The organism is Luteitalea sp., from assembly GCA_009377605.1.
Classification (GTDB): Bacteria; Acidobacteriota; Vicinamibacteria; order Vicinamibacterales; family Vicinamibacteraceae; genus WHTT01.
This window is the reverse complement of record WHTT01000044.1, coordinates 1-19,489: the sequence shown is the minus strand read 5'-3', so window position 1 is coordinate 19,489 and position 19,489 is coordinate 1. Positions and strand designations below refer to the sequence as shown.

Here is a 19,489-nt window from a genome sequence, read left to right as displayed (position 1 = left end):
AGCAATGTGAGGTGCGAGATGCCACATCGACGTGTCACGCCGCTCGTGGGGCTGGTGCTCATCCTCGTCATCGGGCGAGGATCCGCCGCCGCTCAAGGACAACAGGCAGAGATTCCAGAGCCGGTCCGAGATCTGATCTATACGAATGTCTTCTACGGCGGTGCGTTGCCCACTGCGACCACCGCTCCCGTGCTGGTCTTCGTGCACGGGTTCGGCGGGACGGCACGGTACTGGTGGCGCAACAACGACATGTACGCACTGGCGTACCTGGCCGCTTATCGAACCGCGTTTATCAGTCTGAGCCCAGACGGAACGCCCAATCACGAAAGCATCGAGGTCAACGCCGTGGCGCTGCGGTGGCGGCTCCCGCGCATCCTGCGTCACTACCGCGCTCAGAAGCTCTATCTGATCGGCCACTCCAAAGGCGGTGTCGACATCCAGGCGGCAATGCTCGATCCGGCGACCGCGGCGCTCGTGCGTGCGGTCTTCACGATCTCGTCTCCCAATCACGGAACCGAGTTGGCTGACTGGGCGTTCGAGCACCCGCAGCTCGCGCAGAAGCTCAACCTGTTGACGCCTGCCGTCAATTCCCTGCGAACGTCGAACATGGAGGGCTTCCGCGAGCTGGCGGACCCGATCCTGCGGAAGCTCGGCATCCCCTTCTTCACGACCACCGGCAACAGGCACACCACCAATGTCGTCACCCTCGTGACCGGAGGCCTTCTGCGCGACCTCGTGCCCGGGACGCACCTCGACGCGAGCAACGATGGTTTCGTCACGGTCGGTCGCTCGCGCCTGTCGCCCGAGTTCGCGACCGACCTGGGTGTGATTCCAACGCATCACTTCGACACGGATACGGGAACCAGGGTCTTCACAAAGATTCGGGCGCGCATCCATGGGCTCGAGAACACGCTGCAGATCTTCAATCGAGTTGCCACCAACGGCTTGAGCGAGTTCGGAGGGAGCGAGCACAGCACCTGGGCCTGGTCGGTGAAATGGTTCAAGGGCAAGCTCTATGTGGGCACCGCCAGCGAGGCGCTCTGCATGAGTGTGCTGACGTCCGATGTGCGCATCGGCACGAATGTCTATCCCTCTGCCGTCAACACCGGACAGTGTCCAGACTACCCAGATCTCGTCAGGTCACTCGGCGCAGAGATCTGGCAGTACACGCCCGAGACCAATCAGTGGGTGCGCGTGTTCAAGTCGCCCAACACCATTCCGCTGGTCGACGATCAGGGGCGCGTCGTCGCGCGGACGGCGCGTGATGTCGGCTTTCGCGGGATGGAGGTCTTCGTCGAGCCTGATGGGACCGAGGTGCTGTACGCCGGGGGTGTGACGTCCGGCAGCGTGTTCGAGCCGATGCCGTTCGAGCCGGATGGCTACGCGCCGCCGCGTCTCTTGCGCAGTGTCGATGGCGTGAGCTGGGCGCCGGTCCCGCAGGAGCCCGGCACGTTCTTGGGTGAGATCGGCAACGTGCTGGTCGACGAACAGACCAAGCTTCGCTCGTTCCGATCGCTGGTGAGCTACAACGGGCAGCTATTTGCCACCATCGGCGACTACGTCGGTGTGGGCGTCGTCGTCGCGTCGCCCGATCCGGCGGCCGGCAACGACGCCTGGCGGCAGGTCAGTCCGCCCCGCGACGAGTTCCCGGCATGGAACCTCATAGCCTTTGCCGGCTCTCTCTACTGCACGACCGGCATTGGCAGCTCCCTGGGGACGCTAGTGACCGGGGCCGAGGAGGACGATGGCCCCGAGGGCTACGGCGTGTACAAGACGGACGCGCAGGGAGCGCCGCCCTACGAGTGGGTACCGGTTGTGACCAAGGGCGGCTATCAATCCGACAAGAGGTTTCGGTCTCCCAACGGTCTCAGCTTCGCTGAGTTCAAGGGCCATCTCTATGTTGGAATGAACCGTCCCACCGAGCTGATTCGAATCCGGCCCGATGACACCTGGGACCTCCTCGTCGGTGAGCCGCGCAACACCCCTGACGGCTACAAGGCGCCGCTCAGTGGCTTCGGCAACGGCTTCGGCAGCTGGTTCAACGGACACTTCTGGCGCATGGCGAGCGACGGTGAGCAGCTCTATCTGGGCACCTGGGACTGGAGCATCGGACTTCAGTACCTGTTTCCGTCGCTCGGATTCATGGAACCTCTCGACAAGCTGTTCAGTCACCAATACGGGTTCGACCTATTCCGCACGGCCGACGGTATCCATTGGGAAGTTGTCACGCAGACCGGATTGGGCGATCCCAATAACTCCGGCGTCCGCAGTCTCGAGTCAACGCCGATAGGTCTCGTCATCGGCACGGCTCGGCAGCGAGATGGATTTCAAATCTTCAAGGCCGCCGTAGGGACCACGCAGGAATCGCCGCTGCCGCCGACGAACCTGGAAGCGGACACGCAGCCCGATGTGGTTCGCTTGTCGTGGACGCCCTCACCTGACGCGGTGCGGTACCGCGTCTATCGAGCGGCCGTCCTCCCCGTCGACCAGTTGCTACAGAGAACGACGCTGACGATACCAACCCCTGACGGGAAGGAAATCAAGACGACGCTGCCGGGCATCCTCGCCGGGGAGCTCGATTCCTACTGTGCCCGAAAGGATCAGAAGCCCACGTCCCTGTGCGTGGCGATCGACGCAGCCAAACGGTATGGCCTACAGATGGGCGCCGCCGCAACGAACGCCGAGACGGATCCGCTGCCGAACGCGTATCCGCTCCCGTACGAGCTGGCAGCGATCACGACCGACACCGAGTTCTCGGAGATGGCGCCATCCTGGCTGCAATCGCTGTATGTCGTACGCGCCGAGGATGCGGCCGGCGTGTTGTCGGAGCCGTCGAACTTCGTCGGCGCTCCGTCGAAAGCAAGGTAGTTGTGAGTGATGAGAGCTCACAACTGACAGGAATTGAACCCATGACACCAACGCGAGACGCCATCCTCGACCATCTTCGGCAGATGCTCAGCGAAGTGGCATCGGACTGGGACCGCAGCGAAGAGATCACGGACGAGACGCTGCTGTTTTCGCAGTTGGGCTTCCAGTCACTCGACGTCGTGGTGTTGGGCACGGCGCTCCAGGACTTCTATCAACGCGAGATGCCCTTTGCCGAGCTGTTCGCGGACATTGGACAGCGTGAGAGACGTGACTTGTCGGTCGGTGAGCTGGCCGAGTTCGTGAAGGGGCACGTCGCCGTTGAGAACGCATGATACGTGATTGAGCCATGCCAAAAACTCGTGTTGGCGAGATCGATCTGCACTACATCACCGTTGGTGCAGGGCCCGATGTGGTCATGCTGCACGGCCTGCTCGGCAATTTGGCCGTGTGGCATCTGAATATCGTGCCAGATCTCAGGAAGGACTTTCGCATCACCGCCTACGATCTCCGGGGCCACGGCTATAGCCACGTGACGTCGAGAGGCTACAGCACGGACGACATGGCGCGCGACCTCGAGCGGCTGATGGACGTGCTGGAGATCGAGCGGCCCTTCCTGGTCGGTCACAGCTTTGGCGCCGACATTGCGCTGAACTTTGCACTGCTCGCTCCAGAACGCGTGCAGGCGCTCGTGGCCATCGACCCGACGTTGCCCGCGCTCGTCGAGGAGCGCAAGTCGAGTGACTGGGTGGGTTGGAAGTACTGGGTGGAGAAGCTCCAAGAGGTGGGCCTTCAGGTGCCGGCAGACAAGCAAACAGACCTGGGTTACCTGCTGAATCTCAGCGTCGAGACGCCGAAGTTCTACGGACCTGCTCGTGGGCTGCCACGACGCAGGGAGCCGCTGCTGCACCTCATACGCAACACCACATTGGTGGAGGACTACGAGAAGGTGGAGACCATGACGCGTGAGAGCATCGCAGAGATCACGACGCCGACATTGCTCGTCTCCGGCGAGAAGTCGCAGTTTCTCGGTACCTTTTCCTTCCTACGTGACACGCTGCCGAACTGTACGGCGAGGCTCATGCCGGGAGGAGAGCATTTCGGTCCGCTGGAACAGCCGGAGTATCTCGCGACGAACATGCGGGCCTTCTTTCAGCGGGTGATTACCGGTGATGGTCAGGAGGCCGTCGCCCTGGAGTCTGGAGAGACGGCTCGCCTCGCGCCTGCGAGACGTTTCGCGTAGAGGATTCACGATGGGTATCGAGCCATCTCCCAGCGTGCTGGTGACCGGCGCCTCCCGCGGTCTGGGCCTCGAGACGGCGCTCCAGCTGGCGGCGCGGGGTTTTCGTGTGTGGGCCGGCATCAGGGACATCAACGCCGCGGCGCTGGTCTCGGGTGCGGCGCGAGCACGGGGCGTCCGCGTGCAGAGCATTGCCCTGGACGTCACGGATCCCGACGCGATCGATTCAGCGGTGCACCGCGTGGTTGCTGAAGCGGGCGGCGTTGACGCCCTGGTCAACAACGCCGGTGTCACGGCAGCCGGTTACTTCGAGGATCTGACCGATGATGAGATTCGTCAGGTATTCGACGTGAATCTCTTCGGAGCAATGAACGTCACTCGGCGCGTGTTGCCGCTGATGCGCGCGGCCGGTCGTGGCCGGCTGGTGATGATGAGCTCTGTGTGTGGCCGGCTCGGATCGCTGGCGGTCACGCCCTACGTCGCCAGCAAATTCGCGCTCGAAGGTTGGAGCGAATCGCTGGCCATGGAGGTGGCGCCGTTCGGCATTCGCGTCGTCCTCATCGAGCCGGGCCTGATCGCGACGGACTTGTTTGGCCGAAATCGGGGCGTGGTGCCGCGGGCTCGCGACGAGCGTAGCCCTTATCACCAATTGTTTCGTCGTGCAGAGCGCGAAGTGGATGCGCTCGTCGATCGGTCGAGAATCACGCCGGCCGACGTTGCGCGGACGGTCTGTCAAGTGCTCACTGCCAAGCGACCGCGCCTTCGCTACATCGTCGGAACCCGGGCGCGCGCCCTGCTGACGCTGCGGCGCCATCTGCCGGGCGAGCTGTTCGAGACGCTGTACGGTCGCATGGTTGAGCGCCGCATGGCGGAGAGACCTGTGACCGTCGGGCGCGTGTAGTACGTAGCGCGCGGCCTTCAGGCCGCGCGAAAGGAGTATCGATGCGAACGCAGGTTCTCATCATTGGGCTGGACGGGGCGACCTTCTCCGTCCTGGATCCGCTCATGCAGAGTGGCGTGATGCCGCGTCTCAGGGACTTCGTGGCGAGCGGCGTTCGCGCCGAGCTCAAATCGGTTGTTCCAGCGCTGACGCCTCCTGCGTGGACCTCGCTGATGACCGGTCGCGCTCCAGGGCGACATGGGATCTTCGACTTCTTTCGCCGGGACTCGCCCACGAGTCAACACATCCGATTTCAAACGTCTGCGGATATTGGCTGCGACACGCTCTGGACCCTCGCCGACCGGGCGGGACTGCGATCCACTGTGCTCAACTTCCCGATGACGTTTCCGGTGCCGCGGATCGACGGGTACGTGGTGGCCGGCGGTTGGATGCCCTGGCGCCAGTTGCGGCTCGGTTGCCACCCGGCCGGTCTCTACGACCGCCTCGCGGCGCTGCCAGGGTTCAACCCGCGCGAGCTCGCCATGGACATGACGCACGAGGAGAAGGCCCTCGAGGGATGTCGGCAGGAGGAGTACCGCGACTGGATCGATCTGCACATTCGTCGCGAGCGCCGTTGGGCCGAGGTGGCGGCGCACCTGATGCGTAACGATGCGACGGAGCTCGTGGCCGTGTTGTTCGACGGCGTCGACAAGCTACAACATCTGTGTTGGCGGTTCATCGATCCAACATTGGCAACTGGCGCCACGTCTGAATGGGACCGCAACATCAGAGATCGCTGCCTCGACTACTTCCGCGAGGTCGACGCCATCATCGCCGAGCTCCTGTTCCTCGCCGGCGAGGAGGCCAACATCGTTGTCGTGTCGGATCACGGGTTTGGGTCGCAGATACGGACGTTCTTCGTCAACGCATGGCTTCAGCAGCGCGGCTGTCTCGCCTGGGCCGACGATCGCGCACCGCGTGTCGACGGTACGCAGCTGCTTGGAATGGGGCGCCTCGCGAAGCACGTCTACGAGCTGGACTGGCTGCGTACGAAGGCCTACGCGCCGATGCCGAGCGGTAACGGCATCCATATCGTTCGGGCAGATCGCGATCATCCCGGCGGCGTACCGGAGGACGACTACGAAGCGTTCCGCGAACGACTAATCGAGGGGCTACTCGCCCTCGAAGATCCCTCGAGCGGCGAGCAGGTGGTCGCCCGGGTGTGGAAGCGAGAGGACGTCTTCGACGGTCCATATCTCGGGCTCGCGCCCGATCTGACGCTAGAGCTGACCGATGGCGGGCTGGTGTCGATTCTCGGCTCCGAGGATGTCGTTCGGCCGCGCCCGCAGCCGACCGGCACGCATCGGCCCAACGGTGTCTTTGCTGCGCGCGGTCCGCGGTTTCGTCAGGGTGCGTGTGTGCCCCAACTGTCGATTTTGAACATCGCACCGCTCGTGCTCTACGGGCTCGGGCTCCCGATTCCGAGCGAGCTGGACGAAGAGCTGCCATTCGAGACACTGAGGGAAGGAGTCTTGTTGGAGCATCCGGTCAGCTACGCGGCCCAATCCGAAGACATGCAGCCTGCGAGCGTGACCGCGGGGCCGGAGCTCGGGCCCGAGGCGGAGATGGAGATCATGAAGCGTCTCAGAGCACTGGGTTATGTGGAATGACAAAGTGTCCTGATACACCCACTAGGCCCCTCGTGGAGACAGTCGCGCGCTGATGACCGATCTGCTGGAGCTCGTCAAGACGATGCGTCTCGTGGGGCTGAGGCGGATGCTCAGGCTCCGACGGGCACAGCGCCTGGCATGGGGGGGATTGCTCAATGGGTTCTACGGGACTCGGGCGCTTCAGACCCTTTTCAACGTAGGGCTTCTGGATGCGATGCAGGAACAGGGCAGCATCGACGTTCGACGGTTCGCGGAGACCAAGGAGCTCGATCCACACCTTCTGCGGTCGCTCTGCGACGCGATGTTCGCGCTGGGCTTGTTCGAGAAGGAGACGGATGGCTATTGGCTGACTGCTGATGGCCGTCTACTCGCGGAAGTGGGACGGGGATGGTTCGACGCCGTGTACGGCTACGAGGGTGTGGTGCACTCGCTCGAGCCACTGCTGAGAAAGAAGGCCGCCTATGGCCGAGACATCTGGCGACGCCCGGACTTCGTCGCGCGCGGCAGCGGCGCCGCGGAAGCCTGGCTCTACTTTCCGCTCGCCGTCGACTACATCGTCCGGCACGGCCACCGGAAGGCGTTGGACCTCGGGTGCGGCGAAGGGACATTCCTCAGGTATCTGTGCGCGCGCCATCCGCAGATCAAAGGCTGCGGCATCGACCTCGCTGCCGAAGCGATCGCGGAAGGGCACACCAAGCTCGACTCGTACAACCTGGGGCAGAGGGTCGGTCTGATGACAGGAGACATGACGAAGCTGGACGCGGCGCCAGACGTGGCCAGAGACGCCGACGTGGCGACGACATTCTTCGTGTTGCATGAGCTCCTTGCGGCAGGAGCCGATGTGGTCATCGGCTTCTTGACGAGCTTTAGGCGCCTGTTTCCCGGTGTGCCGCTACTGGTGTTCGAGCTCGACCGGCCGACGCCGGAGGACATGCGGAAGCGCCCAGGTATGGCGGTTGCGTATTACCTGCAGCATGACCTGTCTCAGCAGAAACCGGTGGCCAAGGAAGCTTGGCTGCCGATGTTCGAGCTGGCTGGCTTCGCGCACATCGAACAGCGAAACCTGTCCTTTGCACGATCGGTGATGTTTACGTTGCAGTAGCTGTCGACGCCATGGCCAGATTCCTGCTGACGACCTGGCCGATTCCGGGGCACGCGAATCCGAGTCTCGCCGTGGCGCACGCACTGCGCGATCGCGGCCACGACGTGGCTTTCTATACCGGGAGCCGGGTGCGGCGGTTGATAGAGGGCGAGGGATTTCCGGTGTTCTGCTTCGCGCGCGTCGATGAAGCGGCCCTCGACCGCGTGTTCTTCGATGCGCATGATCTCGGTTGGCGGGAACGATGGATAGGACAACGCCAGCGGATGCGCGATTGGCTGGTCGGCACCCTGCCCGGGCAGGTGGCGGATCAGATCGAGGCCGTCCGCGCATGGCGGCCCGACGCCTTGCTGTGCGATTCGACTATGTGGGGGCCGTATGTCGTCGTGCACGACCTCGAGCGGCTGCCCATTGTGATCCTGCAATACCAGATGGGTTGCTTTCTGCCTGGACCGGACGCGCCCCCGCCAGGATTTGGGCTGCCGCCGCCACGGAATTGGCGCACGCGCGGACTTGCGCGCGCAGCCCGGATGGTGTTGGAAATGGCGACGCGCGACTTCAGAGACAAGGTGAACGACGTGCGGCGCCAGTACGGCCTGCCCCCGCTCATGGTCTCGCCGACGATGCAGGCTGGCCGCATGGCGCTCTACGTCGTGACGAGCGTGCCGGAGCTCGATTACCAGCGAGGGGATCTGCCCTCGTCTGTGAAGTACGTCGGTCCATGTATCTGGAACAAGCCGCACGACGCGCCGCCGCCGACCTGGGTGGCCGAGCTGCCGCGAGATCGGCCGGTCGTGCACGTCTGCGAGGGCACGGTCCATGCACGGCGGCCCATTGTCTTGCACGCTGCGGCCCAGGCGTTGGCGAATGCGCCGTTTCACGTCGTGATGACGACCGGCACGCACCGGCATCCCGAGAGCCTGGACCTCGGTCCGTTGGCGGCCAACATCCGCGTCGAGCCGTGGGTCCCGCACACGGATCTGTTTCCAGCGACCGACCTGGTGGTGACAACCGGCGGCGCGGGAACCGTTCTGACCGCGCTGCGATTCGGGATCCCGTTGTTGATTGTGCCGACCGAATGGGACAAGCCGGAAAGCGCGCGTCGCGTCGTCGAGAGCGGCGCCGGTCTGGCGCTGTCGCCGCGCCGGTGCACGCCAAAGCGTCTCAGATCGGCGGTAGAGCAGTTGCTGACCGACCGGCGCTTTCGCGATGCGGCACAGCGCCTCGCGCGAGCTCTCGGCGAGCGCGGCGGCGCGAATCAGGTGGCGACGTTGATCGAGGATCTCGTGCACGTGCCCACCGACCCGTCTGGAGCGAGCATTGAAGAGTGTGCTGATTACCGGGGCGTCGAGCGGATTGGGGCTGGAGACCGCGTTGTATCTGGCTGAGCGCGACATGCGTGTCTACGCGTCGATGCTCGATCTCGCGGAGCGGTCGATGCTCGAGAAGTGCGCGCGCGAGCGCGGCGTCTCGGTGCGCATCCTGGAGCTCGATATCACGTGCCCAGCGAGCATCGAAGCCGCGGTGCACACGGTGACGCAGGAGACCGGTGGCATCTGCGGACTGGTCAACAACGCGGGCACGCGGCTCCGCGGATGCTTCGAGGACTTGGCAGACGATGAAGTGCGCACGCTGTTCGACACGAACGTCTTCGGCACGATGGCCGTGACGCGGGCCGTGCTGCCGGCGATGCGTGCTGCGCGGCGAGGCCGGATCGTGATGATGACCTCCGTGGCGGGACGTATCGGCTCGTTCGGCGTCGGCGCGTACTGTGCGACCAAATTTGCGCAGGAAGGGTTTGGTGAATCGCTCGCGTTGGAGTTGGCACCGTTTGGGATTCAGGTCGTCTTGGTGGAGCCCGGCATTGTCAACACGACCGCCTGGAACGTACATCGCGTCGTGGGCCGCGGGACCGACGATTCACGGAGCCCGTATTTCACCTGGTTCCATCGTGCGGAGGAGCTTGCGGACGACTTCGTTCGTTCGTCTCCAATTCGACCTCGAGACGTGGCGGAGGCTGTCCATCGTGCGCTCACGGCGCGCCGGCCGCGGCTCCGATACGTCGTCGGGCGACGAGCCGCGGCCGTGATCGGCCTTCGCCGGCACCTGCCGGGAGAGCTGTTCGAGCGCTTCTACTTCGGACAGCTCATGCGCCGTGTGCTGCAAGGAGATCCGAACGGTAGGGCGCGGCTTTAGCCGCGCCGCCGTAAGCAATTGACGTCGTGCGATCACATGACGCCACAAGGAGGACACATGGATCCAACGATTGAACAGAACGTGAGCGCGGATCAGGGCGAGTCGGCGGCGTTCGTGCAGAGCTACTTCGATGCGTTTGCCGCCCATGACCTGGCGGGCTGTGTGGAAGCGTATCAAGACGAGGCCACGTTGCACTTCGTCGCCGGTGTCTACAGCGGAAAGGCTGCCATCGAAGAATGGCATCGAGAGCGCTTCGCGGCCGAGCTGCAGATTCTCCGGATCGATTCCATCACTGCGGATCGAGATGCGGTGACAGTAGATCTGGTGGTCGCGTCGAAGCGGCTCCAGTTCTTCCGGATCGACAGCCTCGCTGGCAGAGGGGTGCTGCGCCTCGACGGCGGAAAGATCAAGGAGGCTCGCTTCTCCCCGCGGTTCTGTGATCCGTTCGAAGGTTGGTAGGCCCAATACGCATGACGTCTTGGGCGCTGGTCATGCGTGCGATGGGTGCTCTGCAAAGGATGTGACGTATGAAGGACAGTCCGAACGTTCTCGTGATTGCCATCGACAGCTTGCGTGCCGACCACTTGGGCTGCTACGGCTACAGCCGGCCCACGAGCCCTGCGATGGATGCCCTCGCGCGACAAGGGGCTTGCGCCGAACAGTTCATTTGCGCAGGCCTGCCGACTCACCCGTCGTTCACGACGCTCTATACGGGACAGCACCCAATCACCCACGGTATTGTCGCGCACGGTCCGCGCAACGTGCTGGGGAAGGACGCGCCGTCGTTGCCGCAGATTCTCCTGGATTCGGGGTACACGACGTGTGCTCTCGACAATCTGGCGACGGGCCGCATCTGGTTTCGGCGGGGCTTCGAGTTCTACATCGATCCAAGCATGCGACACACGTTGTTCATCGATGTGGCCTGCGAGGAATTGAACGCGCGCGCCATTCCTTGGTTGAAGAGCCACACCGATGAGCGGTTCTTCATGATGGTGCACTACTGGGACCCGCATTGGCCGTTCAAGCCTCCAGAACGATACCAACACCTCTTCTACGATGGCAATCCAACCGATCCGAACAATCACGCGCTGGACGTCTGGTGGCAGCATCCGTTGGGTGCGGTGGCGCGCGACACCTGGATGCGCACGCGGGACGGCCTGATTACCGATCCCGACTACATCGCGGCGCTCTACGACCGTGAGATTCGCCATGTGGACGATGGGGTGAGCGAGCTGCTGGCGGCGCTCGATGACTTCGGACTCGCGGAGAACACCTTGGTGGTCCTCTTCGGCGACCACGGTGAGAGCCTGGTGGAGCATGGCATTTTCTTCGATCACCACGGTTTGTACGAGCCGACGTTGCGTGTGCCCTTCATGGCACGGTGGCCCAATCGCATCCCGGCGGGCTCGACGATCTCGCCGATGATTCAGCACCACGATATCGCGCCGACGCTGCTGGAAGCGGCCAATGCGCCAGTGCCTCCGGAGATGGATGGCCAGAGCATGCTGCCGCTCCTCCTGGGTCAGGCCCGCGATGGTGGCCGGGCGCAGGCGGTGAGTTGCGAGTGCACGTGGCAGGCGAAATGGAGCCTACGGACACCGCAGCACAAGCTCATTCTGGCGCGAGCGCCGGATCTGTACGGGAGCCCAGAGCGCGAGCTGTACGACTTGAGCACGGATCCGGGCGAGCATCGCAACATCGTTGCGGAGGCGGAGAGTCTGGCGGCAGAGATGGAATCGGCGCTGGAGGGCTGGATTGCCGAGCGGCTGGCGAAGCAAGGGCGGACCGATGATCCCCTCCGTGCGCACGGCACGTCGCTCAACTTCTCGTGAGCCCCGCCCTTGCAGAGAGGAATGACACTGTGACGAACAGAGCGAGCTGGATGGCGGTGGACCCACCGGCCGGAGCAGGAGGTGGCACATCGCTGGCCGACTACCGGGTGTTCGTGGGTCCGCCGGATAAATACGATGTCGTCGCCGCCCTGCAATTCACGGTGCTGGCGCGACTCGGGCTGCGCGAGCACCACTTGCTGTTGGACCTCGGGTGTGGATCGCTCAGAGCAGGGCGCCTGTTCATTCCGTATCTCCTGCCTGACCGCTACTTCGGTATCGAGCCGGAGCAATGGCTGATAGACGAGGGCATCAAGCACGAGTTGGGGCAGGACTTGATTCGTCTCAAGCGACCGGTCTTCAGCAACGACACCAACTTCACGCTGACGCGCTTCGGCCAGCGCTTCGACTTCGTGCTGGCCCACTCGGTCTTCTCTCATGCGGCGGAGTCGCAGATCCGCCGGTGCTTGACGGAGGCGGACCGTGTGCTCACCGCGGAGGGGATCTTCGTCGCGACGTTCTTCGAGGGACGCTCGAGCTATGCGGACACGGTCTGGCAGTATCCGGATCCTGTGGCGTATCGCTGGGAGGATCTGACCCGTTTCGTCGCGGATGCCGGTCTCGTCGTGCGGCGACTGAACATCGAGCATCCCAACCACCAGACGTGGACCGCCATCTTCCGGCCAGACCGGCTGCCGGACGTCCCGGGCTCAGTGCTGGCATGAGCAGCTCTCTGTCGCGTCTCTCCGTCTGCACGTTGCTCTGCGCGCTGGCAGGTGCGTCTGCGCAATTGGTGCGCGATGGTGATGCATCCGTACAGCGTCGTGCAAAGGACGAGCAGGTAGCACGCGTTGCGCGCATTCACGCGATTCGCGTCGTGCAGGATCCTGGGGCGCGGCCACGGTTCTCGCCGGATGGCAAGCAGTTCGTCTTCGACCGACAGAATGAGGACGGGTTCTGGGACGTCTACATCTCTGATCTTTCCGGAAAGCTCGTCGCCAGCTTGACGGAGGGACGCGAGGGCATCGCGCAGCGCGCCAACGGCAACGCCATCTTTCATCCGTCGGGGAAGTTCGTTGTCTTCGCGTCGGAAGAGCCGGAGCACTTCGGCATGCGTATGAAGGCGCTGAGCAATCCGGGCATCGGTCTCTTCTCCAATTTCTGGGCAACCGATCCGGAAGGCAGCCAGTTCTGGCAGCTCACCGAGGCGCCGATCAAGAAGAGTCTCCGCGACCCGACGCCCGCGACGGCCGTCGTGAACCCGCTCTTCTCTCGCGACGGCTCGACGTTCATCTGGACGGAGCGATTCAAGGCTGGAGGCCACCACAATTGGGGCGAGTGGCGTGTGATGACGGCCGACTTCGTGACGAGTGACGAGGTGCCGGAGCTCGAGAACGAGCGCGTGCTGCTCACGCCTCGCAAGGGCAACTATGTGACAGCGATGGATTTCATCGATGAAGACACGTTGCTCATTGCTGGCAACCCGGACGGACAACACGAATACGGCATGGACCAATATCGCTACGACCTCGGCACCGAGAAGCTGGAGAACCTGACCGAAACGCCACGCTTCTGGGAAGAGGGGTCGGCTGTCGCGCCAGACGGCAAGATCGTCTACATGACCAACCAGCATTCCCGGTACAAGCAGGACTTCGAAAGCGCCAACTGGGCGTTGCAGGAGCGTGAGCGCGACTACTACCTGATGAACGCCGATGGATCCAACAAGGAGCGCTTGACGTTCTTCAACGATCCAAGCGCACCCGAGCACCTCGGTCAGGGTGCCATCGTGGCTGCTTGCCGGTTCAGCCCGGATGGCCGCTATCTGGCCGCGACGCAAGGGGTGGGAAGTTCGAAGAAGGGCGGCTTGCGCGCCGACGCGCGAGGCGCGAAGGCGGGCGATATGCGCCTACGAATCGTCCTCGTCGAATTCGATCCGCCGATGGCAGGGGAGAGGCGCTAGGAGGCTCGAACTGCACTCGGCGTTGAGGAGTGGCATGTTCTTTCTCGCCTGGAAGAACCTCGTCAAGGAACCGACCCGGTTCGTGCTGACGCTCATGGGCGTCACCTTCGCCGTCGTGTTGTTGTTCTTCAATTTGGGTGCATATCTCGGATTCGTGGAGGCGTTCGCCGTGCTGGTGGATCACTCCAACGCGGACGTGTGGATCACGCTCGAGAACAACGTGAACTTCGACGCGGCGCGGCCGTTTCCCGAGCGCAAGCTGTGGAAAGTGCGTCAGGTGAAAGGGATCGAGTGGGCCGAGCCGGTCATCAAGGGGTGGTCGTCGATGAAGCTCGGGAACGGCGCCACGGAGACGGTCATGGTCGTGGGGTCGGACCCTGATGGCCGCATCGGCTGGCCCTGGAAGCTCCGCGAAGGTAGGGTACGCGACCTGCGTGCCGAGCGCGCCATCATTGTCGACGAGTCCGCCCTGGCGAAGCTCGGGGGCCTGGCGGTTGGCGACCGCATCGAGGTGTTCGACACCCGTATGGAAGTGGTGGGGATCTCGGAAGGAGTCAGGACCTTCACCACTTACCCGATCGTGTTCACCCGCTACGAGACGGCCAAACGGCTGGCGGTCGTATATCGGGCTCGTGGCAACGACGAAGTCACCTTCATTGTCGCAAAGCTGGCCGCCGGTGCGTCCCAGCAGGAGGTCTTGGCTCGCCTGCGGACGATCTCCGGCGTCGACGTGTACACGAAGGAAGCATTCGCGTGGAACACGCGCAAGTACTGGATCGTGCAAACCGGCGTTGGCTTGGGATTCGGTGTCACCGCCCTCCTCGGCTTCTTCGTCGGCATGATTATCGTCGGCCAAACCATCTACGCGTCGACGCTGGAGCATCTGCGCGAGTTCGGCACGCTGAAGGCACTGGGAGCGACAAACGGAGATCTGCTGTTGGTGATCGTCTATCAGGCGATCGTGAATGCATCCATCGGTTATGGAGCCGGGCTGATCCTGGCGGTGCTGGCGCAGCGATGGTACGAGCAGTTGGGCCTTATTCTCGTGAACAGTACGAGCCTCAAGCTGTTCATGTTGGGTGTCACGTTGGTGATGTGTGTCACGGCCTCGGTGCTGCCGATTCGCCGTGCGTTCCAGATTGATCCGGCAACCGTCTTTCGAGGGTGATGGCACGCGACGTCAGTGTCGACGCGAGAGGGCTTCACAAGATCTATCGCGAGGGCCCGGTAACGGTCCATGCGGTACGCGGTGTCGATCTGCGCGTTGCCTCCGGGAGCTTCGTGCTGCTGATGGGGCCATCGGGCAGCGGCAAGAGCAGCCTGCTCTCCATGCTCGGATGCATCCTGCGCCCGACGCGGGGGGAGCTGCGTCTGCTGGGAGAGCCGGTGGTGTGGGACGAGCGGCGGCTGCCGCACATCCGGCGGGGACGCATCGGATTCATCTTCCAGCATTTCAACTTGCTGTCGTCACTGACCGCTGCAGAGAACGTCGCCATTACGTTGCGCCTGCGGCGCGACCGCCGCGACGCCGAAGGGCGGGCCCGACGACTGCTGGAAGCGTTGGGGGTGGGCGAGCGCTGGAACTTTTCACCCAAGGATATGAGCGGCGGCGAGCGGCAGCGCGTGGCCATCGCCCGAGCGCTGATTGGCAACCCGCCGATTCTGCTGGCCGACGAGCCGACGGGTGAGCTCGACTCGGCGAGCGGGCGTGGCGTTGCCGAGTTGCTCAAGCGAGCGGCGGTCCAGGAGAACCGCACGGTGATTGTCGTGTCCCACGACACGCGAATCGTCGAGTTCGCCGACGAGGTGATCAACCTCGAAGACGGTCGCGTGACGACAGACGAGATTGCGTCCAGCCATGACGCTCTCGTAGGTAGGGACGGCTCGCCGAGTCGGGGAACGCGCCCTACCATCGTGGCTCTACCCGTAGCGAGGGAGCATTGAGCCTCCTCGTGAGGACGTGAACACCATGCATGAACCGGCTAGCGTCCACACCGAGCTGAACGAGAGCAGTCCCGACGTTGTGTCGGTAGACGACGAGCTCCTCCCGCGTCGACGCCGATGGCGGATCGTCGCGGTTGCGGCGGGCGCAGCCGTCGTCTTCGCCGGCGGCATGCTCTATCACCTGCGCGGTGCGACGAGCACCGAGGGATCGTTCATCGTTCGGCGGGGATCGATCGAGCGGCTCGTGGCCGCGCGTGGAAAGGTCGAGCCCCAGGCGGATATCGCGATTACGTCCAATATGCTGGGTCGCATCGAGGCGATTCTGGTCGAGGAAGGGGATGAAGTTCGGGCAGGGCAGGCGCTCGTCAGGATGGAGGATGAGGAGCTCCGGGCGAGGCTCGCGGAAGCGCGGGTGCGCCTCGACGCGTCGCGGGCGCGACTCGCCGAGGTCATTGCGGGTGCACGAGTTCAGGAGATCGAAGCGGCTCGGGCCAGGCTTGCAGAAGCACGCGCCGTCACGACAGAGGCCCAAGCCGCGTATGACCGGGCCAAACAGTTGGTGCAGGACGGCTTGATCTCACACGCGCAGATGGACGAGGCGGAAGGCCGCCATGACGTCGCGCTGGCGAGGCAGCGCACCCTGGCCGAAGAGCTGAAGCTGCTCGAAGCCGGCTCTCGCAAGGAGGTGAAGCAGGTGGCACTGGCCGAAGTCGAGCGCGCCCACGCGGAGATCCGTCAGATTGAAACCTTCCTGACGAGGACCATCGTCAGGGCGCCGGTCGCCGGCCGGATCCTTCGGCGCTACATGGAGCCGGGAGAAGTGATCGTCTTGCAGCGGCCTGAGCCCATTCTCACGCTGGCCGACCGAAGCCGTCTGCTAGTCGTGGCCGAGGTCGACGAAACAGAGGTTGGGCGAGTCCGTCGCGGCCAGGCGGCGATGATTCGCTCTGACGCGTATGCCGATGCACCGGTGAAGGGCACCGTGGTGGACGTCGCGGGCGCGGTTGGTCGCAAGACGATTTCATCGGAGGATCCTGCCGAGCTGGTGGATGTCAGGATCATCGAAACAACGATCCAGCTGCCCGATGACCTGGATTGGCCGCTCGGCCTGACGGTGGACGTCGAGATCATCGTGGCCGACCGCGCAGATGTGCTGGTGGTGCCCACCGACTCGGTTGAATCCAATGAAGGACACTCGGTGGTCACGGTAAGGACTGGTCAAGAGACCGATCGGCGGCGCGTGACGCTCGGTCAGTCAGACGAGGATTACGTCGAGGTCACGCAAGGATTGAAAGAGGGCGACGCCGTAGTCGTCCCGCAATAGAGCCTCTCGCGACAACATGGCCGACGCGACTCACTCCATCCAGCACAGCGCGCCGCAAGTGCTGACCGCGACGCCGGCTCGCGAGGTGGCACACGACGACAATGCTCGACTGGTGTCGGATGTGCTCCCGCTGCGGTTGAAGCTCGCTTATGGCGTGGGTGCCTCCTGCGAGTCGGTGAAGACGTTCGCGTTCGGGCTCTTTCTGCTTTTCTACTACACCAGCGTGCTCGGCCTCCCGGGCACGCTGGTTGGTGTGGCGACCGCCTTGGGCCTGGTTTGGGACTCGGCCATCGATCCGTTGATTGGATTCGCCTCGGACCGTGCGAGATGGCGGCTTGGGCGCCGGCACGGGCTCATGTTGGTTGGCGGGCTGGGCATGGGGACGAGCTTCTTTGCTATCTTCAGTCCGCCTGCGACCCTCTCGGGAGCAACGCTGTTCGGCTGGCTCCTCGTTACCAGTTTGTGCCTGCGGACGAGCAACTCACTCTTCATGGTGCCGTATTACGCGCTCGGGGCGGAGCTGAGTCAGGACTATCACGAGCGCACGACAATCTCTGCATTCCGCGCCGGATGCGCGCTGTTTGGGACGTTGTTGGCCGCTGGCGCCTCGTTTGGTCTCTTCTTTCCCGGCGGCCAGCCAGGTCAGTCTGACCGTGGCTCGCAATTCGACCCCTCCGGATACGTGGCGATGGGCGTCGCGTTCGGGCTCTTCATGACCGCCGCGGCCCTGGTCACCACCGCTGGCACCTGGTCGAAACGGTCTCAGAGCCAGACGGACGATCGTCGCGGGGACAGAGAGCCGTTCCGTTTCTTCGCGGCGTTCATCACGTCGATGAACGATCGCGCCTTTCGGATCCTCGTGACCTCGGCGGGCCTGTTCTTTCTGGCCACCGTGATCAACGCATCGCTCGCGGTTCACTATCTCACCTACTATGCGGCCGTTCCGAGCTCCGGATCGTTCAGCATGTTCTTCGTCGCCTTTTACATCGGTGCGCTTCTAGGTGTGCCCTCCTGGACGCGGATGAGCAAGCGTGTGGACAAGCATCGCGTCTACTGCGTTGCGATGCTGGTGACGGGCATCATCATGGCTGCCGCTTACTGGTTGGTTGGCGAGGGCCGACTGCTCGGGACCGGCAACGTTGTCGCCCTTTCCCTGGGCAACGCGCTCGCCGGCTATTTTGCCAGCGCGCTCTGGGTCATTGTGCCGTCGATGATTGCCGACGTGACCGAGCAGGACGAGCTCACGACCGGCCGGCGCCGAGAAGGCACGTTCTTTGGCATCTATTCGTTCACGCAACAGGCCGCTGCCGGCGTGGCCATTCTCGCGACCGGCGTACTGGTCGATGCCTTCGCGGCACTCGTACCTGGGCAAGTCGCTCAATCACCGGCGACCATCAATCGATTGGCGCTGCTCTTCAGCCAGCTTCCCGCATCGCTCCTCATTGCAGCCTCGCTGATGATCCTCCCGTACGGCCTCACGAGACAACGCGTGGCGGCCGTGAAACAGGAACTAGCACGGCGCGTTCGGCGAACGCGCCCTACCACAGCGTGAAGGTAGGGACGCCTCGCCGAGGCGTCCGCTATTTCAGCTTCTCATCGGCGACATGTAGGCCCGACCTTTAGGTCGGGCGCGCCGCAAAGTCACCTTCTTGCTGCTGCTGATAAGATGGGTGGGTTCGCAACTCGCCGCGGCCGTGAGTATACGGCCGCGCCGCTACAGGAGGACGTGACGTTATGGCGCATGAGCTGCCACCTTTGCCTTATGGTTTCGATGCGCTCGAGCCCCACATCGATGCGCAGACGATGCAGATCCATCACGACAAGCACCACGGAACCTATGTCAAGAACTTGAACGCGGCCCTCGAGAAGCATCCCGAGCTACAGACGAAGAGCCTGGACGAGCTGCTCGCTGCTTTGTCCAGCGTGCCGGAGGACATCCGCACAGCGGTGCGGAACAACGGCGGCGGTCACGCCAACCACACGCTGTTCTGGCAGCTCATGGGATCGAACAAGGGCGGCGCGCCGACTGGTGCCGTCGCGGAGGCGATTACGAGCACGTTCGGAAGCTTCGACACGTTCAAGGAAACCTTCACCAAGGCCGCGATCGGACGATTCGGCAGCGGCTGGGCCTGGCTGGTCGACGACAAAGGCAAGCTCGATATCTACAGCACGGCAAACCAGGACAGCCCAATCATGGAGGGCAAGAAGCCAATCCTTGGCCTGGACGTGTGGGAGCATGCCTACTACTTGAAGTATCAGAACCGCCGCCCGGAGTACATCGGCGCCTGGTGGAACGCCATCAACTGGGACGCAGTGAACAAGCAGTTGAAGGGCTGATACTCCGCATCTGGCACGTAGCGAGGGGCCTTCCGCCTCCGCCTCCGCGCTCCGCGCTTCGGCGGACAAGTTGGCCCCTCGCCCGAATCTCCTACGTGTGTGGCGAGGCCTTCCTACCACGATGGTAGGGCGCGTTCGCCGAACG

General features: G+C 63.6%; 17 protein-coding genes. All 17 read left to right on the top strand.

The window, feature by feature from the left end; genetic code table 11:
* The first annotated feature begins 18 nt into the window (after window positions 1-18).
* The gene (locus GEV06_15620; protein MPZ19323.1) at window positions 19-2,868 is read left to right on the top strand and encodes a hypothetical protein; all 2,850 of its coding nucleotides are present in this window, start codon (window positions 19-21) and stop codon (window positions 2,866-2,868) included.
* 41 nt (window positions 2,869-2,909) lie between these two features.
* Window positions 2,910-3,200 (top strand): acyl carrier protein, encoded by a 291-nt coding sequence (locus GEV06_15615; GenBank protein MPZ19322.1) that lies wholly within the window; start codon window positions 2,910-2,912, stop codon window positions 3,198-3,200.
* 14 nt (window positions 3,201-3,214) lie between these two features.
* A complete protein-coding gene (locus tag GEV06_15610) occupies window positions 3,215-4,108 on the top strand; it encodes an alpha/beta fold hydrolase (GenBank protein MPZ19321.1) in 894 nt (297 codons plus the stop codon).
* 10 nt (window positions 4,109-4,118) lie between these two features.
* Window positions 4,119-5,006, top strand: coding sequence for an SDR family NAD(P)-dependent oxidoreductase (locus GEV06_15605; GenBank protein ID MPZ19320.1), 888 nt, complete (start codon window positions 4,119-4,121; stop codon window positions 5,004-5,006).
* A gap of 41 nt (window positions 5,007-5,047) precedes the next feature.
* Window positions 5,048-6,655 (top strand): phosphodiesterase, encoded by a 1,608-nt coding sequence (locus GEV06_15600; protein MPZ19319.1) that lies wholly within the window; start codon window positions 5,048-5,050, stop codon window positions 6,653-6,655.
* A gap of 52 nt (window positions 6,656-6,707) precedes the next feature.
* Entirely contained in the window at window positions 6,708-7,757 is a 1,050-nt protein-coding gene (locus GEV06_15595) for a methyltransferase domain-containing protein (GenBank protein ID MPZ19318.1), read from the top strand.
* An 11-nt stretch (window positions 7,758-7,768) separates the two neighbouring features.
* Window positions 7,769-9,142, top strand: coding sequence for a glycosyltransferase (locus GEV06_15590; protein MPZ19317.1), 1,374 nt, complete (start codon window positions 7,769-7,771; stop codon window positions 9,140-9,142).
* A complete protein-coding gene (locus tag GEV06_15585; GenBank protein MPZ19316.1) occupies window positions 9,063-9,950 on the top strand; it encodes an SDR family NAD(P)-dependent oxidoreductase in 888 nt (295 codons plus the stop codon). The genes GEV06_15590 and GEV06_15585 overlap by 80 nt, the downstream gene beginning before the upstream one ends.
* 36 nt (window positions 9,951-9,986) lie before the next feature.
* Complete coding sequence (locus tag GEV06_15580; protein ID MPZ19315.1) at window positions 9,987-10,409, top strand: hypothetical protein; 423 nt, start codon at window positions 9,987-9,989, stop codon at window positions 10,407-10,409.
* A gap of 68 nt (window positions 10,410-10,477) precedes the next feature.
* Window positions 10,478-11,782 carry a sulfatase-like hydrolase/transferase gene (locus GEV06_15575; protein MPZ19314.1) on the top strand — a complete coding sequence of 435 codons (1,305 nt, stop codon included), beginning with the start codon at window positions 10,478-10,480 and terminating at the stop codon, window positions 11,780-11,782.
* 29 nt (window positions 11,783-11,811) lie between these two features.
* The gene (locus GEV06_15570; protein MPZ19313.1) at window positions 11,812-12,504 is read left to right on the top strand and encodes a methyltransferase domain-containing protein; all 693 of its coding nucleotides are present in this window, start codon (window positions 11,812-11,814) and stop codon (window positions 12,502-12,504) included.
* Window positions 12,501-13,739, top strand: coding sequence for a hypothetical protein (locus GEV06_15565; GenBank protein MPZ19312.1), 1,239 nt, complete (start codon window positions 12,501-12,503; stop codon window positions 13,737-13,739). The genes GEV06_15570 and GEV06_15565 overlap by 4 nt, the downstream gene beginning before the upstream one ends.
* Window positions 13,591-14,907 (top strand): FtsX-like permease family protein, encoded by a 1,317-nt coding sequence (locus GEV06_15560; protein MPZ19311.1) that lies wholly within the window; start codon window positions 13,591-13,593, stop codon window positions 14,905-14,907. Before GEV06_15565 ends, GEV06_15560 begins: the two co-directional genes overlap by 149 nt.
* Window positions 14,907-15,683, top strand: a complete 777-nt coding sequence (locus tag GEV06_15555; protein MPZ19310.1) for an ATP-binding cassette domain-containing protein — start codon at window positions 14,907-14,909, stop codon at window positions 15,681-15,683. Before GEV06_15560 ends, GEV06_15555 begins: the two co-directional genes overlap by 1 nt.
* 25 nt (window positions 15,684-15,708) lie before the next feature.
* The gene (locus tag GEV06_15550) at window positions 15,709-17,007 is read left to right on the top strand and encodes an efflux RND transporter periplasmic adaptor subunit (GenBank protein ID MPZ19309.1); all 1,299 of its coding nucleotides are present in this window, start codon (window positions 15,709-15,711) and stop codon (window positions 17,005-17,007) included.
* Window positions 17,008-17,023: 16 nt separating this feature from the next.
* Entirely contained in the window at window positions 17,024-18,559 is a 1,536-nt protein-coding gene (locus GEV06_15545) for a hypothetical protein (protein ID MPZ19308.1), read from the top strand.
* Between the two features lie 182 nt (window positions 18,560-18,741).
* Window positions 18,742-19,344, top strand: a complete 603-nt coding sequence (locus tag GEV06_15540; protein MPZ19307.1) for a superoxide dismutase — start codon at window positions 18,742-18,744, stop codon at window positions 19,342-19,344.
* Window positions 19,345-19,489 lie beyond the last annotated feature (145 nt).

Bases quoted from the DNA above. Each gene is read 5' to 3' on its own strand.
- GEV06_15620 (MPZ19323.1), top strand. From the start codon at position 19: ATGCCACATCGACGTGTCACGCCGCTCGTGGGGCTGGTGCTCATCCTC.
- GEV06_15615 (MPZ19322.1), top strand. From the start codon at position 2,910: ATGACACCAACGCGAGACGCCATCCTCGACCATCTTCGGCAGATGCTC.
- GEV06_15610 (MPZ19321.1), top strand. From the start codon at position 3,215: ATGCCAAAAACTCGTGTTGGCGAGATCGATCTGCACTACATCACCGTT.
- GEV06_15605 (MPZ19320.1), top strand. From the start codon at position 4,119: ATGGGTATCGAGCCATCTCCCAGCGTGCTGGTGACCGGCGCCTCCCGC.
- GEV06_15600 (MPZ19319.1), top strand. From the start codon at position 5,048: ATGCGAACGCAGGTTCTCATCATTGGGCTGGACGGGGCGACCTTCTCC.
- GEV06_15595 (MPZ19318.1), top strand. From the start codon at position 6,708: ATGACCGATCTGCTGGAGCTCGTCAAGACGATGCGTCTCGTGGGGCTG.
- GEV06_15590 (MPZ19317.1), top strand. From the start codon at position 7,769: ATGGCCAGATTCCTGCTGACGACCTGGCCGATTCCGGGGCACGCGAAT.
- GEV06_15580 (MPZ19315.1), top strand. From the start codon at position 9,987: ATGACGCCACAAGGAGGACACATGGATCCAACGATTGAACAGAACGTG.
- GEV06_15575 (MPZ19314.1), top strand. From the start codon at position 10,478: ATGAAGGACAGTCCGAACGTTCTCGTGATTGCCATCGACAGCTTGCGT.
- GEV06_15565 (MPZ19312.1), top strand. From the start codon at position 12,501: ATGAGCAGCTCTCTGTCGCGTCTCTCCGTCTGCACGTTGCTCTGCGCG.
- GEV06_15560 (MPZ19311.1), top strand. From the start codon at position 13,591: ATGGCCGCTATCTGGCCGCGACGCAAGGGGTGGGAAGTTCGAAGAAGG.
- GEV06_15555 (MPZ19310.1), top strand. From the start codon at position 14,907: ATGGCACGCGACGTCAGTGTCGACGCGAGAGGGCTTCACAAGATCTAT.
- GEV06_15550 (MPZ19309.1), top strand. From the start codon at position 15,709: ATGCATGAACCGGCTAGCGTCCACACCGAGCTGAACGAGAGCAGTCCC.
- GEV06_15545 (MPZ19308.1), top strand. From the start codon at position 17,024: ATGGCCGACGCGACTCACTCCATCCAGCACAGCGCGCCGCAAGTGCTG.
- GEV06_15540 (MPZ19307.1), top strand. From the start codon at position 18,742: ATGGCGCATGAGCTGCCACCTTTGCCTTATGGTTTCGATGCGCTCGAG.